Annotated in this window: 14 protein-coding genes and 2 tRNA genes; 5 read left to right on the forward strand and 11 right to left on the reverse strand. The window is 29.1% G+C overall.

Annotation, left to right across the window (positions count from 1 at the left end; genetic code table 11):
• Positions 1 to 5: 5 nt before the first annotated feature.
• Together FZC36_RS02640 and FZC36_RS02645 are read right to left on the reverse strand one after the other, a co-directional pair.
• Positions 6 to 1,811 (reverse strand): leucine-rich repeat domain-containing protein, encoded by a 1,806-nt coding sequence (locus FZC36_RS02640; protein ID WP_148972429.1) that lies wholly within the window; start codon positions 1,809 to 1,811, stop codon positions 6 to 8.
• Positions 1,812 to 1,933: 122 nt separating this feature from the next.
• Positions 1,934 to 2,005 (reverse strand) — tRNA-Gln (locus FZC36_RS02645).
• A gap of 209 nt (positions 2,006 to 2,214) precedes the next feature.
• Between FZC36_RS02645 and FZC36_RS02650 the strand changes: the two genes are divergently transcribed.
• From FZC36_RS02650 to FZC36_RS02660, 3 genes are all read left to right on the forward strand, one after another.
• Positions 2,215 to 3,024 (forward strand): exodeoxyribonuclease III, encoded by an 810-nt coding sequence (locus tag FZC36_RS02650; RefSeq protein ID WP_148972430.1) that lies wholly within the window; start codon positions 2,215 to 2,217, stop codon positions 3,022 to 3,024.
• Positions 3,025 to 3,167: 143 nt separating this feature from the next.
• The gene (gene dnaQ / locus FZC36_RS02655) at positions 3,168 to 3,881 is read left to right on the forward strand and encodes a DNA polymerase III subunit epsilon (RefSeq protein ID WP_148972431.1); all 714 of its coding nucleotides are present in this window, start codon (positions 3,168 to 3,170) and stop codon (positions 3,879 to 3,881) included.
• Positions 3,878 to 5,113: a ribonuclease D gene (locus FZC36_RS02660; protein WP_187440110.1), complete on the forward strand. Its 1,236-nt coding sequence runs from the start codon at positions 3,878 to 3,880 to the stop codon at positions 5,111 to 5,113. Before dnaQ ends, FZC36_RS02660 begins: the two co-directional genes overlap by 4 nt.
• 137 nt (positions 5,114 to 5,250) lie before the next feature.
• Here FZC36_RS02660 and FZC36_RS02665 read toward each other — a convergent pair whose 3' ends face one another.
• The 4 genes from FZC36_RS02665 to ndk form a co-directional block, all read right to left on the reverse strand.
• Positions 5,251 to 6,021 carry a P-loop NTPase family protein gene (locus FZC36_RS02665; RefSeq protein WP_148972433.1) on the reverse strand — a complete coding sequence of 257 codons (771 nt, stop codon included), beginning with the start codon at positions 6,019 to 6,021 and terminating at the stop codon, positions 5,251 to 5,253.
• Between the two features lie 165 nt (positions 6,022 to 6,186).
• The gene (locus FZC36_RS02670) at positions 6,187 to 7,164 is read right to left on the reverse strand and encodes an AI-2E family transporter (protein ID WP_148972434.1); all 978 of its coding nucleotides are present in this window, start codon (positions 7,162 to 7,164) and stop codon (positions 6,187 to 6,189) included.
• Positions 7,157 to 7,711, reverse strand: a complete 555-nt coding sequence (locus FZC36_RS02675; protein ID WP_148972435.1) for a CDP-alcohol phosphatidyltransferase family protein — start codon at positions 7,709 to 7,711, stop codon at positions 7,157 to 7,159. Before FZC36_RS02675 ends, FZC36_RS02670 begins: the two co-directional genes overlap by 8 nt.
• Positions 7,712 to 7,937: 226 nt before the next feature.
• A complete protein-coding gene (gene ndk, locus FZC36_RS02680) occupies positions 7,938 to 8,342 on the reverse strand; it encodes a nucleoside-diphosphate kinase (RefSeq protein WP_148972436.1) in 405 nt (134 codons plus the stop codon).
• Positions 8,343 to 8,546: 204 nt separating this feature from the next.
• Between ndk and FZC36_RS02685 the strand changes: the two genes are divergently transcribed.
• Positions 8,547 to 9,176, forward strand: coding sequence for a glycoside hydrolase family 108 protein (locus FZC36_RS02685; RefSeq protein ID WP_148972437.1), 630 nt, complete (start codon positions 8,547 to 8,549; stop codon positions 9,174 to 9,176).
• A 147-nt stretch (positions 9,177 to 9,323) separates the two neighbouring features.
• On the opposite strand, the gene FZC36_RS02690 is transcribed toward FZC36_RS02685, so the two are convergent.
• Positions 9,324 to 10,052, reverse strand: a complete 729-nt coding sequence (locus FZC36_RS02690; protein ID WP_148972438.1) for a DNA alkylation repair protein — start codon at positions 10,050 to 10,052, stop codon at positions 9,324 to 9,326.
• Positions 10,053 to 10,198: 146 nt separating this feature from the next.
• Between FZC36_RS02690 and FZC36_RS02695 the strand changes: the two genes are divergently transcribed.
• Positions 10,199 to 10,270 (forward strand) — tRNA-Asn (locus tag FZC36_RS02695).
• A 62-nt stretch (positions 10,271 to 10,332) separates the two neighbouring features.
• Here the strand turns inward: FZC36_RS02695 and FZC36_RS02700 are convergent.
• The 4 genes from FZC36_RS02700 to FZC36_RS02715 all read right to left on the reverse strand — a co-directional run bounded on the left by FZC36_RS02700 (position 10,333) and on the right by FZC36_RS02715 (position 16,131).
• Positions 10,333 to 12,537 (reverse strand): transketolase-like TK C-terminal-containing protein, encoded by a 2,205-nt coding sequence (locus FZC36_RS02700; protein WP_187440111.1) that lies wholly within the window; start codon positions 12,535 to 12,537, stop codon positions 10,333 to 10,335.
• A 55-nt stretch (positions 12,538 to 12,592) separates the two neighbouring features.
• Positions 12,593 to 14,161 carry a GTPase gene (locus FZC36_RS02705; RefSeq protein ID WP_148972440.1) on the reverse strand — a complete coding sequence of 523 codons (1,569 nt, stop codon included), beginning with the start codon at positions 14,159 to 14,161 and terminating at the stop codon, positions 12,593 to 12,595.
• Positions 14,162 to 14,339: 178 nt separating this feature from the next.
• Positions 14,340 to 15,398 (reverse strand): outer membrane protein assembly factor BamB family protein, encoded by a 1,059-nt coding sequence (locus FZC36_RS02710; protein WP_148972441.1) that lies wholly within the window; start codon positions 15,396 to 15,398, stop codon positions 14,340 to 14,342.
• A 208-nt stretch (positions 15,399 to 15,606) separates the two neighbouring features.
• On the reverse strand, positions 15,607 to 16,131 hold the full coding sequence (locus FZC36_RS02715; protein ID WP_148972442.1) for a hypothetical protein: 525 nt from the start codon (positions 16,129 to 16,131) through the stop codon (positions 15,607 to 15,609).
• Positions 16,132 to 16,574 lie beyond the last annotated feature (443 nt).

Genomic DNA, 16,574 nt, shown 5'->3' on the forward strand with positions numbered 1-16,574 from the left:
GCTATTTAAATAAAGTTATCCTTGTTTTTATTTAATTTAGATCTTTTGTTTTTCAACATATATTTATAGATCTGATCCCAGTTTCCATTGTTTTTCATATCGTGTTCTGTCTCTGGCTGTTCAATCATAATATATATTTCCTGATTCTTAACCCAATCCATAACAGAATCTTTATCTACCTTATATCCATAATCTATGCCTATAGATAGTAATTTAAGTTCAGTAAGTGATGGCAGAGGAATAATTTTCTTGATCCAGTTTCCTATAAATAGCCTTTGCAAGTTTTTAGGAAGTTTTGACTCTACATCTTCCATGCTTGTCAACAAATTACCAACTGATCTTTTTTCAGATCCACCAAGATGTCTTCTTTGTGTGCTTCCTAAATCTAACACTTCTAATCTAGAGCACCCAGAAAAATCAGGCATTTCTTTCAATCTTGCATTTGGGATCCTTAACACTTCCAATCTAGGTAGAGATATATCTGTTTTTAAATATGTATCTGCCATAAATGATGCCACAACCAAATTTGTTAAGCTGTTAAAATTTTCATCTAGCTCTGCAGGAACATGAGCATCTATTTCTTGTAGATTAGAGCACTTGCTAAATCCATTGCTATACTTTGTTTTTCTTGTTAGCTCTAAATGTCTTAGGTTTTGTAACCCAGATACAGAATTTGGAATCAATGCAAATCCATCTCCACTTCCATCTACATTAACGGATAATGATCCTAAGTTTTCCATATCTCCCATTTCATATGGCAAATTTATATCTTCCTTTGAATTCAAAGTTAGTTTTAACTGCAGTTTTTCTAACCCAGGTATCCATTTTAGATTCCTTAAAACATCCAAATCTTCATTTTGCTTATATTCCAATCTAAGTCTTAAGTCGATTAAATTAGTTGCAAGTCTTATTAATGGGCCAATTTGTTGGTTACATCTAAAGATTTCTACAGAAAATAAATTCAGTTCATCTAATTCTTTAACTGTTTTTGGAGTTTCACTGTAATCTAATCCGTTATTTATGGATTTTATTCTATTAGTTGAAAACCATCTTGATATTGAATCTTTATCTACCCATTGTTCTACGTCATTTGTGGTGTTGTTCAAATATTCTATTTTACTATCCAATTCTTTTTTGCTTTTTACTTCTGGTCTAGACTTTTTGTCAACCATATCCTTTGCATCAATATAATCATGATAATTAAAGTCATTAACTAAGCTATGCATATTAACTAGAAATGACATAGCAGTGTACAAGTTGTCTCTGGATAAATTTTTATGATAATCTTCCTCAGAGAATCCTTTTTCTTTTATTAAGCTTAGAACCAGGTTGTAATCTTCTTGATCTTCAGCTGACTCTGCTATTGATTCTACTCTATGCATTTTTTTGTAATAATTATCTTTAGTCATAAAATCGGATTCTGTTTCTATTATAAATTCCAATTCCATTAAAAGATTTACAACAAAAAACTTCATTTCTGGATTTCTTCTTAAATCAGATGTATCAACATCATCTAAATCAAATTCTACATGATATGCATCCAAAACCTTTGCTGCTGTTCCATCCGGTTTTTGAGCATCTTTGTACTTAAAATGATAAAAACAACCATGTTCGTTAGGGGTGTCGTGTAGTTTAGGGATGTCAACCGTGTTTGTGTGTTGGGCTGTAAGTGCAAGCGTACACAGTTTCAGTATGTTCCTCATTTTGCTCATGGTGCTTGATTTGCTTGCCTTGTTCGTACTTCCGTTAGCGTTAGCACTCTGTTTTGCACTAGCTCCAGATGTAAATTTATCCAAATTACTTGTCATCATCCCTCCTGAGATCTTGCAAAGAACTTACCAAAATATACTCTTATACGCAATGTTATGTAAAAGAATGATGATTTGTAGATTAAAAATTACTTTAGATTATTTAGAGATTTGTTAGGAATGAGCTGAGGTACTAGGATTCGAACCTAGGAATGGCGGGATCAAAACCCGCTGCCTTACCACTTGGCTATACCTCAATTCAGATTAATAATACATCCAGTTTGTAATTATATCAATAATCGAGAAACACATCACAATCGGTTTTTTCAGCAGTCTTTACAAAGGTGAATACTCTATCACAACATTTAAAGCTTAACCCTAAGAAAAAATAACTCCAAATAATCAAACCTCGACTCTCCCTAGCAGTTATTGTCATTAGAAAAGCAAATCAATTATAATTTTATAAATGAATAAGATAAAATCACTTAAAGTGGCTTCTTGGAACGTGAACTCAGTAAGAGTTAGAGCGCCACTTATAGAAAAATTAATTAAAGAAGAAGATCCAGATGTAATTCTGTTACAAGAAACAAAATGCGTAGATGCAGATTTTCCAAGAGAATTTTTCCAAGATAGAAGCTATGAGCATTTATATATAAGTGGTCAAAAATCTTACAACGGAGTAGCAATAATCTCCAAAATAAAAGCAGATAGCTATAGTACAGATCTAAAAAACAATACAGGATCTGAGGCCAGGTACATAGAAGCAGAAATATCTGGCCTTAGAATCGCATCAGCATATGTTCCTTGTGGAAACAAGTCAGATGAAGCATATGAATATAAAAAAGAATTTCTTTCAAATATAAATACACAAATGAAAGGATCTAAGTTTATAGTTGGAGGAGATTTTAATGTTGCAATCAATGATCTAGATATACAAACCCCAAAGAAATGGGAAGGAAGCGTACTTTGCAGAGATGATGTTAGAGAGAAAATGCATGATTTACAAAAAAGCAATTTTATAGATCATGCAAAAACTCTAGAAGAAATGTATGATCCTAGCAAAAGCATAAATAAGGAAAATAGTAATACAAAAAGCAGGGATTCAAAAATGCCATTTACTTGGTGGGATTACAGAAGACCTAATGAAGGCTTGAGAATCGATTATATATTTACAAGCGAAATGAATAACGAATGTAACCTGGAAACACTTGCAGAGTATAGGTGGCTAGAAAGACCCAGCGATCACGTTCCGTTATTATTAGAAATAAAATTATAAACACTCCAAAATATAAACAAAAAATCTCAACAAATATCCTTGCTATTACACTGCTATTACACATTGCCATGTTTGCATATTTTTTATATAAATACTCTTCTTATATAATTTAAGACCATAATTACTTATAATGAATTTAATAAATGAATTTAGGTATGGAAAGCAAGATTGAAAAATCGAATCAGAAATCAAAGCAAGATATAATAATTCTCGATACTGAAACTACAGGATTAGATCCTCAAAAAGATAAAATTATAGAAATAGGTTGTGTGAAAATATCTGACAGAAAAATAAGCACAGATAGTTTTCAGGTTTTTATAAACCCAGGAATTGAAATATCAGAAGAATCACAAAACATTCACGGGATTACAAATGAATTTATAAAGGACAAACCAAAGTTCGAAAGCGTATATTCTGAATTTTCTAATTTTATAAAAGATTCTATTTTAGTAGCCCATAATGCTAGTTTCGATATGAGTTTCTTAAATGCAGAAATAAAAAGACTCAAGCACCCTATTCTGAAAAATGAAGTAATAGATACATTAAAAGTAGCTAGGAAAAAGTTTCCTGGATCTCCTGCAAACTTAAATGCCTTAGCAAAAAGATTTAATATTTCACTACATGAACGTGATTTACACGGAGCACTTATCGATGCAAACATATTGGCTAAAGTGTATTTATGCCTGACAAAACCAATTGCCTCATCCCTATTTGCAGAACAAACCACAACTAAAGAAGTTAAAGAAACAAAATATAGCTATACAAAACATAAACTAACAATAAGCAATGAAGAGAAAAATCTCCATTTGGATTCTCTGAAAATTATTAATGCTGAATCGGATAAATGGGAAGTATGAATATATTAAATGCTCCTGTGTATTCACTAAATTACTACAATATTGATGAACTGCTAAAACGTGAAAATCAAACTGAATCCGAAAATAATATAGATACAAATGATACGCAAATAGAAAACGCAAAAGAATGCGAAGCAAATCTTAAAGAAGTAAATACAAATGATATAAGCAATGATGATATAAAAAATATAAATATAACATTTTTACAAAATAAATCAGAGTTACTTCAAGCCTGTCAGTTCATTAAAACAATCATTGAGAATCAAACTGATTTGGTTGTGGCATTTGATACAGAATTTTACAGAAGAAAAACATATTGGCCAATACTTTGTCTCATACAAATTAGAATAAAAGATTTCGTTTTCATAATAGACTGTCAGGAAATATCAATAAAAGGAACATTTTTAGAAGAAATATTCTCTAATGAAGATATAGTAAAAGTTTGTCATGCTTGTGAACAAGATATAGCAATACTACAAAGCGAAAACATAGAGATTAATAATTGCTTTGACAGTCAAGTAGGAGCTATGTTCGTCAAATTCGGACATGCAATTTCTTACCAAGATTTAATAGACAAAATCCTGAATGTTAAAATCAAAAAAGAATTCCAAGATAGTAATTGGAATTTAAGACCTATACCACAGCATTTAATAGAATATGCAGCTAAAGATGTAATATATTTGTATGATTGTTTTACAAAGTTGAAGAAAACTTTAAATAGCTTGGGTAGATTTAGTTGGGCTATGTCAGAAACAGAACGTAAAATAAATACAAGAGGAAAAAACAAAACTAGATTACATAAATGGAGAGATACAATTGCTGAAGAGAAAAACATACCTCCATCTTGGCTAATAGATAATAAAGTTATGCATTCTTTATGCTGTTTAAGTAATCCTTGTCTAGATAGTGTGAAAAAATTACTCCCTAAAAAACTACATACTGATCTGCCTCATGTGCTAGAAATACTAAAAGCTATGCCGAAAAATAAAAGCAATATAGATATAACAAAAAGTTCTGTGATTTCTCTGGTTGTAAGAATAATATCCAATGAAGAGCTAATACCCCCAAGCTTGATATGTGATTCTGAAACAATAAGATACATATCTTGTCATATGAAAGTTCCTGAACATCTTACAGGCTGGAGGTACGAAATTTTCGGAAAGAAGATAGAAACTTTCCTAAAAGGAAAATCCAAAATAGGAATGAAATACAATAGATTAGTAATAAAATAAATGAAAGTTGATAATCAAATCTAATTATTTCTAACTATTTAATAATTCGATAGAAGTTAAGTTAAACCAATATAACCTATAAATATAACCTAAGAACTATATAGTATCTTGGATACCACTATTAATTGCTTTACTAATTATTTCAAGTCATAACCCAAAACATTATTCTCTACCAAAAAAGGAATAGTTGGAGCCCTATGTTTTTGCAAGCAGAGTTCATGTACTTTTAATACGAACTCGTTAACAGATTCATAAGATTTACAAATCCTGTATAATGCAAATCTACAAAACTCATTTGAAACATTCAAACTATAATCAGAAAATCTTTTAATCATAACAGTTTTCAAAATATCTAGATCTGGGGTATCTATGGAAACAAGGTTAATAGATTTCAGTCTTGAAGATAAATCTGGGATAAATTCATTTATCACTTCCGGGTTTTCAAAAACCCACAATACAGGTATTGCGTTTGCATTCGCATGAAAAAAAATCTCAAACATTTCTTCTTCTTTGTAAATATTATTGTTTCTAATTATCAAAGGAGATATTCTATCCCACTTTTCATATGTAGTACTACAAGCATTATTAAATAAATGTAAAGTCTTGTTATCGGAAAACATACATTCGTACAGCTCTACATCAAATGAATTTATATCAAAATGTTTTTTATAAGAGGAATTTTCATCACATTCAATATGATTAAATATACTTTTATCTTTATAATTCTGGAAAAGTTTAGCAAGCCAAACAAAAGATATATGCCTCTTTCCAGATTTACGTGGACCAATCAATAAAGTTTGATTATAGATTTTCTCACTGTTAATCCATTTACACACTGAGCTATTAGAATCATTAAACGAAAAATTATTATAACTATATTTCTCAACCCATTTTAATTCTAAAATCATATTTACTAGAAAACCTTCATACTAATAATAGCAGCAATAATTATTTTAACCATTATGCTGTTTATTTAATATTATTTGTTTAAGTAATAAATATCTATTTCGTATCTAAATCTAAATACATTATATTTTATGTGATTTCTATATATTTTCTAGAAATTCATATTATTATGCTATTTTATCTCTTTTTTGAGACCATGTCTTAAGAACCACTGCTAAAATAACTGATAAAGGAACTGATAAAATAACTCCTAGGATTCCTAATAATTTTCCGAACACAAGGAAGGATATTATCAAAAACAAAGGATGAATACCTGTTCTCCTACCTATAAAGGAAGGTATTAGAACTGTATTTTCCAAGAAAAATCCTACAAAAGTAATAATAAATATTGCTATGGATCTTTGACAAAATAAATTGCCTCCAGCTATCAAGACACTAACTATTACACAAAAGGAAATCATATCCCCTACATAAGGCAATATAGCCAAAAGCCCAAATAACAACGAAATGAAAAATACAAAAGGCACATTCATTAAGTTGAAGAATATAAAATAAAATATAAACAAGCACAGCGTGACAATCATCTGCCCATAAATCCAACTCCTTAAGGAATTGTTTATGTCTTGGATCAAAGTATTTATTATCACTTTCTTAGACTCTGAAAAAATAGATAGTATTCTTTCTGTCCATAATCCCCAATCTCTTAATATATAAAATATAGTCATAGTCAAACCAAATCCTTGGAATATTATATTCAGAAAATCATATCCATAGTTAGATACAAGTATAAAAACCTTATCTAAAAACTTCTTTCTGTTAAATATAGACTCTATTCTGGAATATACATCTGATGAATAATTAGTCATCCAAGAATGCTCTTTTAGATAAATAACATATTTTTCAAACATTTTTACAAATTCTATACCTTGTATATAAAGCTTAGGAACTAGAATTATTATCGAGTAAACAAGCATGCAAAAAACTAAGAAAGTCACAATGAATGATGAGAAAAACCTACCAAACCCTAGTCTCATCAAAAAGTCGAAACAAGGAGACAGTATATAAGCTATTATAAAGGCCAAGAATACAAAGCTAATTATATTTAGGAAGTAAGAAAATATTATAATATAACTTATACTAGTCATTTTTAGAATCTCTGTATAAATGTTTTTTAGCTACCATTAACTTAGCTTTTTTTTGTGTTAAGAAATTTTTCCAATACACATAAGTACTTACTGACATAGAAAGAACATATACAAAACATGCTAAATTTAAGTAAAGAGGGTCTGCATTATTTATAGCTAAAAACGATACTAAAGCAATCATAGTTCCAGTTATCTTGCCACATATGTTTGCTTTGAAATCGAAATGCTTCTTTAAATACAAGGCAACTATAACCACATACACTGAATACTGTATAGAAACTAAGTAGAAAAACCACTGCTCAAGTATGCCAGCCATATATAATTTGATTAATACTAATCCAAAGAAAGTTTTATCAGCCAAAGGATCTAAAACTTCTCCTGCACGACTTTGAAAATTGAATTTTCTGGCTATATACCCATCTATCAAATCAGTAAATAAAGCTATATAAAACAATACTTTTGAAAGAAAGCTAGGAAATGTAAAAAAGAATGCAAATCCTATAAAAACTCTAACAACACTTAAAAAATTTGGAACCTGTCTCATCATATTCTCGTAAATATAACATAAAAAAGCATTCAAAAAAAATCGTAATCACTTATAATTGCGAATAGTTACAAATACCCTATAAAACAATAAATTCACTTAGGTTAAGCTTGCAAATATTGTAATAAGGGGAGTTCTAAGTAAATATTTTTTTATTTAAATTGAACTAATTTTAACTAATTTGAAGGAAACAAATCACTTACTAATTATTGAAAACTTTAAAAAGCATTCAATTAGAAAAGAAAAAATTCAATTCTCTTTCTGCACTTTCTGTAGAATCAGAACCATGAACTGCGTTATTATCTATGGAATCTCCATACATTTTCCTTATAGTTCCTGCTTCTGCTTCAGATGGATTTGTAGCTCCCATTACTTCTCTGTTCTTAAGTATAGCTCCTTCTCCTTCTAGACACATAGCAACTATAGGACCAGAACACATGAACTCACAAAGACCATTAAAGAAAGGCCTTGCAGCGTGCTCTTTGTAAAACTCTCTTGCTTCTTCCATGCTCAGTTTTAACATTTTGATATCGGATATAGTGAATCCGTTTGTTTCAAATATATTTATAATATTACCTATAGCTTTTTTCTTTACAGCATCTGGTTTGATTATTGACAACGTCTTTTGGTACATAAAATTATTTTATATCTTTATAAAAATAAATCAAATACGAATCTTAACTTCTTGTACTAATTAACTTGCATAATTTATTGATAGGCTCTCAATTAAATCAATAGAAAAAATTACGCGATCAATATGAAGTGCTTGGATATATTCAATAAATTTAGTAAGTGCATTAAATTGAAATCACTTAAAGCCAGATCGTAAAATAAATTTATGCAATGTAAAGAAAAAATATACTTATGTAATTTAGATTTGACAGAAGAAGAGAAAAGTAAATGTAAAAAGGATAAGTTAAAACAAACTTGTTTAGACGAAACTTCTCAAAATCCGAAGTTTTTAAAAGCCATAAAAAAAACACTTCAGTTTGAAGGAGGATATGTGAATAATCCTAAAGATCCAGGAATGGAAACTAACTTTGGAATTACAAAGAAATATTATCCTGACTTAAATATAAAAGAACTTACAATAAAAGAAGCAGGGGAAATATACTTCCATGATTACTGGTTAAAAAACAATCTCCACATTATACAAAATGCAACTATAGCAGGAAAATTATTTGATATAGCAGTAAATAGTGGATTTGGATCTATGATAAGGATATTAAGAAAATCTACACAAAGTATGTTATTTCCCAATCAATCTAACAACCAAGAATTATCCACTCAGTGTTATTTACATATATACGGGCGCATAAATACATTACAAAATGTAGATTGTAAGAACCTGTTTGAAGAAATAAAAAACTTCAGGAGAAACTACTATCTCGCTCTAACAAAAAGAAATAATAAATTAAACATATTCCTAAAGGGCTGGTTAAGGCGTAATGACTCTTTTATTTGGTAAATATAACAACACAACAATTCATACATAAATAATTAAATAATTTCAGGAAAGCATTACACCTCCCCAAGTAAAAAGTAAAAAAATTAATTTTAATTTATTAATTCATTTTCTGAGAAAATTTCTATAAATAAATCTACACTCTTTTTATTATGCTCGACTTGCTTTCCTATTACTTTTCTTTCTATTTGCTCTAAGCTCTTTTTTCTGAGCATCTGTCAACTTTTCTACAGAATAATTAAAAGTTGTATTATGTACATCATTAGAGCTTAAAAACTCAATAAGAGCTTCTTCATTAATCTTACCTACTTCTCTTAACATCCATCCTAGCGCCCTATGTATTAGATCATGATCATCATCTACAAGGGTAGATCCGATTTTTAAAGTAGTTTCTATATGGCCATTTTTTATAAAATTAAGAGTTGAAATAATAGATATTCTTCTTTCCCACATATTCTCAGATTTAGAAAGGTCAAATAATATTTTCTTATCTTTATTTAGTAAATAATCTCCCAAAATCTTATAACAAGACAAATCTACGAGATTCCAATTATTAACTTGCTTTATGTTTTCTAAATAGAAATCAACTACTTTTTCAGGATCTGTTTTATATAAGGAAACCAGAAATAGTAAAGCAATAAGCCTCTTTTCGTTAAATTCTGACATTATAAAATGCTTAACTTCATTAAAAGATACTTCTTTATGATGCTCTTTTACTATTTTTCTTAGAATAGGGACTTGAACACCTAGAAATTCATCATATTTTGCATATGGCCTGGCCTCGACTTTAAAAAAATTAATTATAGTCATATTTTTCTCTGCTTTATTTATTTTCTCATCAATAATATCTACAATGTTCAATTTATTACCACTTCCCAATTAAATACTTAATTACCACTTATTTAATAAACTTACGACGAAATGTCAATTAGTATCAGAAAACACAATTAAAATAGAATTAATAAAATAAATTAATCAAAAAAGTTATTGATTTTTTATAATAAAATGGTAAGGTTGTGTTATATTCCTCGGTAGCTCAGAGGCAGAGCAAGTGGCTGTTAACCACTGGGTCGCTGGTTCGACTCCAGCCCGGGGAGTTTAAACTTCAAAGAAAATTCTAACAATAACAAATTTAAATTTAACTATACTACATGAAATACTATTTTTTATTATTTTCAATCATGCTCATTATTCTTTCTAAGATTATGTTTTTTTCTAATCCCATTTTTGCCCTCACATCATGTTCTTTTCCTGAATAACCAAACTCTAAGCAACCTATGAGCAAAGAGTCTACAGAAGCATGCCTCAAATACTCGTACCAAGATTTAGAACTAGATGCTTCTATGGATACTATATATGGCGCAGTAATTTCTTTCTCAAACTCATCAGAGATCTTTTCCATACAAACTATTGAAAACACTTTTGATTTTATGCCCTGCTCTAATAGCATCTCAGCCACATCTACAGACAGAGAAACTTCAGATCCAGAACTTAAAATAACTACTAGATTTTCATTTGAATTAACTTCATGTACATTTCTATAAAGATCAGATTTATGTACAGAATCTTTCTCTGAACTTAAGGAACCTTTATCTAATCCTGAAAAGTCTTTTATTAAATATCCACCAGAAATTTTATTGTAATTTTGATTGCAAGTTATTTCTATGTTTTCTTGATTTATGAATTTAAGTTTCTGCCTAGATAAACATATTATAGATGGATTTTTACTTCCCAAAGCGTTTTCCCAAGAGTATAAAACTTCCAAACCATTGCAAGGCCTGTAAACATCTACATTAGGCATAGCTCTAAATGACTCGATTTGCTCTATAGGTTGATGTGTAGGCCCATCTTCTCCTACTGATATAGAATCATGTGTAGCAATTATTATAAGAGGAGTTCTCATAAGGGCCGCTAGTCTTATTGCAGGTCTAGCGTAATCTGTAAAAACTAGAAATGTAGCGCAAGCAGCTTTGAATCCATATAAACAGATTCCCCCTGTAATGCATACCATTCCGTGTTCTCTTACTCCGAAAGGGATATAGTTTTTCATGCCCATTGTACAAGTAGATTCTCCTAAATCTGCTGATCCTATCCAAAATTTCTCTTTATCAAATAAACCATCTAACACCATGCCAGAAATCTTACGGGTAGAATTATCTTTCATTAACGAATCCATAAACTCCGGTGTTTTATTGATTAATTTCTGTGATTGACTAGGACATGGAGATGTTTCTTTATCTAATTCTAAAACACTGTCTAATCCGGAACCTGTTTTTAAGATATTTTTATCTAATCCATCTAAAACTCTGTTTAGCTGCTCGAAATTATGATCCATTCTATTTTTAACTAAATTCCAAAAATCACAAATTTCATCATCTAGTTCGAACTTATCTTTCTCTGAGTAATTAAAACCCAGATCTTCCTTTAATTTATCTAAACCATTCCTATCTATTATTTTCCCATGAACAGAGCATAACCCTTCATATTCAGATCCCTTACCTATTTTAGTTTTACACCCTATTATAGAAGGCCCTTCTGAATTTACAGCTTGCTCTATTTTATGTTCTATATCTTCGAAATCATGACCATCACAAGAAAATACATTCCAACCATAGGCTTTGAACACATCTAGTGTTGCAGACTGTTTTGAAAGATCTGTTTGTCCATCTATTGTTATTGAATTATCGTCCCATAGAACTGTTAAATTACTCAATTTCCAATTTGCAGCAAGCTCAGAAACTTCATGAGAAACACCTTCCATCAAATCCCCATCACTTACTACAACAAAAACCCTATTTGAATTATCCAATAAAGAGTTAATCTTATTATTCAAACTTTCATCAATTTGCTCTTCATTTTGATCTTCATCTGGTTTTTCATTATTTTGTTTTTCTACACTGTGCTCTTTTTCTTTAGATAATCTCAAGCATTCTTTTTTTATTAGTTTTGTATGTTCTTGTGCAGCTTTCGCTATACCTACGGACCATCCTAAGCCTTGCCCTAACGGCCCTGTAGTCATTTCTATAACATCGCTCAACTCTGGGTGTCCATTTAAATCTGAATCAATTGATCTGAAGCCATTTAAATTCTTTATAATGCCAAGACAATATAATGTGCTATACAATAATGCAGATCCATGCCCAGCAGAAAGTATAAATCTATCTCTTAATTGATATTTATTTTTGTAATTTATGAACTTAGACCAAAGCACAGTAAACACATCAGCCATACCCAAAGCTATCCCTTGATGACCTGATTGCGCTTCTTCTACCATTTCCAAAGATAGTAACCTTAATTTATCAGAAGCCATTTTTCTATATAAATTAGTTGATATTTTTCTTTCTCTCAGGACTTCTTTTTTCATTTTACCTTCCATTTATCAATTATTCTCCGTGATAAATGTATTACACATATTATTTCTATTTCCTAATAGAATTCCTTACAGAGTCTTGCTTATGTTTTACAATCAACTTTATTGGGAACCCTTCTATTTTTAAATGCTTAGCAAGTTTTTTCTTTAAAAACTTCAATTCTTCATGTTTGATTCTTTTGTTGGTAAAGAAAGCAAACGCCAAATTCAAATCACTGAATTGTGTAACATATTTTATTCCAGCCAGGTTAAATATGTCATATTTTTTCATTTCTTCCATCCATTTATTTAATTTGTTAGTAGGGAATTTCAATCCGTACATTCTATGAGCTTCAGAAATTTCTTGTTTTAAATTACCTAATCCAAACCCTGTTTGACCAGAAACAGCAACACAAGGTATTGAATTGAATCTCTTCCTAATAATTTCTTTTGCTTTAGAAATTATAGATTTATCTTTGATTAAATCTTCCATACCTATAGCTACAACCACTGGCTTCATCTTTGACCAGAATCTTTCTATAAGTACCAAATCGGATCTTTTTATACCTTCTCTTATATCCATCAGCACAACAAAAACACTTATATTTTCACCCATAATATTTTCTAATCTATATTGGCTTGCTCTATCTAATTCAGATAATTTGTTGTTTTTTCTGTATCCTGGAGTATCCACAAGAAGAACATTCTTATCTTTGATTTCTAAGTTAGATCCATGAACTTCTTGTGTAGTTCCTATTTCATCTTCTACAACAAACCTATCTTTACCTATTATCTTGTTTAGGATTGTAGATTTTCCTACATTAGATCTACCAACAAACGCCCATTTCTGATCATTAATGAAATCTACTCTTTTTTCTTTCTCAGATTCTACTCCAAGTGCTTTTTTATAAATTTCTGCATTAAACCAATTTTTAATTAATCTCTCTAATTTATCAGTTTTATTTTTTCTTACAGAAATCTCGAAAAAACTCTCATCTTTTGTAATTTTTAGCTTAGGACTATCTTCGAAGTAGTTTACTACCAAAACATATGGTAGATTTGTTTGTTTCATAAATTTCAAGAAATCTTTAGCAACTTTATTGAACTCTTTGATAACCAAGCAGAATCCATCTACTCCATTAGTTTTCTCTATAATTCTTTTAACTTCATCCATGCAATCAGTTCCAGGAGAATCTATAAAACCGTAATCGTAATTATGTGATTTATTTATTATTACATCTCTAGTAAGACCTTCCACATCTGCAACTATTGAAGTCCTAACACCAGTTATTTTATTAAACAGAGAGGATTTACCAACATTCTTCTCACCTAGTATTAATACTTTAGGCATACCGACTGCGTAAGGTTTTTTTTCTAATTTCTCTTTAAAATTAAGTACTTTCTTGTTTATTTCTTTACTTCTACCCTTTTCAGAGCTTTTATCAGCTCTTCTGTGTAATCTATTTCCATTGAGCCTTACTTTGGTGTTCAATCTAGTTTTTATTGGTCTTTTATTTTCACCAACTGGTTTTTCAACTGGTTTTTTATCCTTAGAAACAGTACCTTTCCTAACTAATTTATCTCTACCAAACTTAGAAACACCCTTAAAGTTCTTGGATCTTTTTGCATTTTTAAACATTTTAATTCTCTCTCTATCTTTCAGTGCTTTTTTAAATTCTGCTATTTAATCTTACTTTAACACTTAATCTCGCTTAGGTCAGTTTATTATTTTCATACATCAAATTTAATACAACCTTTATATAAAACAATCTTTTTTAAATGACCTATTTTATTTGTTTTATTGCTTAGGTTAACTCTTATTTAGAAAACTCTAACCATCCGCTTCCTGTTACCACTTTATTATTTTTCACACCTATAATATTAATATTTAAATTAACAAAGTCATGAATTCCTTCAGAATTATAATATTTAACATTCCCATTCTTGTTAACTGAACACAAACACTCATCTAAAATAAAAAAGTGTTCATTAGTTGTAGAATAGTTAAGTAAGAATTTTCCTTCTAATAAGTTATTCAAATCTGTTTCCATGACCTCTTTCTCGCAAATCAAGAATATAGAGTTTCTTAACACAATAATGTTTTTCAACTTATTAATATAAAGCTCTTTGATCAAATTCCCTTTGTAATCCATTAAAGAAACCTTTTCATTATTCATAAACAAAAATTTATTAGAAAATGTGAATAAAGCATAACGCTTCGAAAGCTTAGAACTTAAATGAGACCACTCAACTTCTCCATTTATGGTAGAAATACCCAATAAATCTCCTTCAGAATTTAAACTAACCAAAGTAGAGCCAGATCTAACCAAAGCTTTTCTCATAAACTCTACACTTGTAGATCCAGACTTAAAGTCCCACATTTTTTTCAAATCAATAGAATAAGCTCTCAAAGACGATTTTGCATTTGATAAAACAATCCTATCTGAAGAACAAACAACAGATGATAGTGGTGCATTTATATCATCCTTCTTTACAAGCTTTCCATTTCTCTTGTCGAAAAAATAAACATGGGAAGAGAAATCACCTAAAACAATATAATTCTTTACATCAAAAACAGAAACATTATCCTTTAATTCAGTTTTAATTTTCCACTTATTCTTAAAACTAAGATAAGAATCTTTGTAAATAAAATCACTCTTACAATCACTGTAATCACAGTGTTCGTCCAAAGACTTAAAAACTTTAAACTTATTTCTGAAAGGTTTTCTAGTATTATGATAATCCGAGCTTGCAATCTTAATAGTAGAAAGTCTAGAGTCAGACCCTACCTCTTTCCATTTATCTTTTTCTTCACAAGAAGATATTAAAACACACACTAAAAAACATGTCAAAAATCTAAAAACTTTTGTAAACACCCTCCATTGTACTCCATTTAATCATGTGGATCTATATTTAGTTAAACACAAACAATCATATAATTATTTTAATTTATGCTCTTTATATCTTTATAACTTTATAAGCACAAGCTAATCATATATAACTTAGATAACTTAACTATTTTAAATTATTATTTTACAAATACTCCCAGAAGCTTTAAGAATTATAAATCATTTCTAAAACACCTTATCTTGATTTGTTCAAGAATTCAGCAAACCTTTTCCAAGGACTACCAACAGATAAAAATCTACCAAAACTTTCTTCTCTCTTAGATACAAACATAAATTCAAGATAATTTCTCAAAAAAGTCTCAGTTTGTATTAACTTTTCTAACCTTCTTCGTTCTTTTTTGTTTTCTGTATTCTCCAAGACAACATCAATATAAGAATTAAAATCATTTTTTACGTTTCGTTTTTCAAGCAAAGTTTCCATAAAGTTAAATAAGTAAAATAATTGAAAACTTTTCTCCATCCTATTTTTTGATAAAGATTTGTCTGAAATAATTCTTTTTACGTAAGAAGCCCTATCTTCAGATTTTGTTTCTATAAATGTGCTAAAAACCAAATCAGTATTTTTTTTATTAGAAATATAGCTAACATATATGGAATAAAATAAGGAGATAACCATAAAAACAAAAACTGTTAATAAGTACTTCCAAGTCTGTGAAATAAACTTTAAAAAATCGTTCAAATATCTGTTAGAAAAAATCATTTGAGGAATTATACAATAAATTTACACAAAAAGAATTAATTTATTAACATTACGTAAATATCTCAACTTAAGAAATAACACTTGTTTTTCTGATCCAAAAGAGTTTTTTTATGTTTTTAACAAAATCCACAAGACAATAAACAAAATAATCTTTACATTTTAATTTATTTTTATATTATATGTGTAATGGTAATTCGTTTTAATACGTTTTTATCTTTATTTTTAAAATTTAATTATTAATTAGATACTTTTGTATTTTTTAGTTATTTTAGTTCCAATTAAAAAAAGTCTTTCAAAAATTTAAATATTTCTTTTATATATAAATACAATTTTAATTAGTGATGAAAGTTTAATAAATTACAAACAGTAAATTAATTTAATTAAACAAACTAAAAGTTTATTTTACATTTAAACTCTCACATCAAAAAGAATAAAAAAACTTT

The sequence above is a fragment of the Candidatus Nesciobacter abundans genome (assembly GCF_008189525.1).
GTDB classification, from domain to species: Bacteria; Pseudomonadota; Alphaproteobacteria; order CAJXXZ01; family 1604HC; genus Nesciobacter; species Nesciobacter abundans.

Excerpts from the sequence above, each read along its gene's own strand:
- FZC36_RS02640 (WP_148972429.1), bottom strand. The coding sequence starts at position 1,811 with ATGATGACAAGTAATTTGGATAAATTTACATCTGGAGCTAGTGCAAAA.
- FZC36_RS02650 (WP_148972430.1), top strand. The coding sequence starts at position 2,215 with ATGAATAAGATAAAATCACTTAAAGTGGCTTCTTGGAACGTGAACTCA.
- dnaQ (WP_148972431.1), top strand. The coding sequence starts at position 3,168 with ATGAATTTAGGTATGGAAAGCAAGATTGAAAAATCGAATCAGAAATCA.
- FZC36_RS02660 (WP_187440110.1), top strand. The coding sequence starts at position 3,878 with ATGAATATATTAAATGCTCCTGTGTATTCACTAAATTACTACAATATT.
- FZC36_RS02665 (WP_148972433.1), bottom strand. The coding sequence starts at position 6,021 with ATGATTTTAGAATTAAAATGGGTTGAGAAATATAGTTATAATAATTTT.
- FZC36_RS02670 (WP_148972434.1), bottom strand. The coding sequence starts at position 7,164 with ATGACTAGTATAAGTTATATTATAATATTTTCTTACTTCCTAAATATA.
- FZC36_RS02675 (WP_148972435.1), bottom strand. The coding sequence starts at position 7,711 with ATGATGAGACAGGTTCCAAATTTTTTAAGTGTTGTTAGAGTTTTTATA.
- ndk (WP_148972436.1), bottom strand. The coding sequence starts at position 8,342 with ATGTACCAAAAGACGTTGTCAATAATCAAACCAGATGCTGTAAAGAAA.
- FZC36_RS02685 (WP_148972437.1), top strand. The coding sequence starts at position 8,547 with ATGCAATGTAAAGAAAAAATATACTTATGTAATTTAGATTTGACAGAA.
- FZC36_RS02700 (WP_187440111.1), bottom strand. The coding sequence starts at position 12,537 with ATGAAAAAAGAAGTCCTGAGAGAAAGAAAAATATCAACTAATTTATAT.
- FZC36_RS02705 (WP_148972440.1), bottom strand. The coding sequence starts at position 14,161 with ATGTTTAAAAATGCAAAAAGATCCAAGAACTTTAAGGGTGTTTCTAAG.
- FZC36_RS02715 (WP_148972442.1), bottom strand. The coding sequence starts at position 16,131 with ATGATTTTTTCTAACAGATATTTGAACGATTTTTTAAAGTTTATTTCA.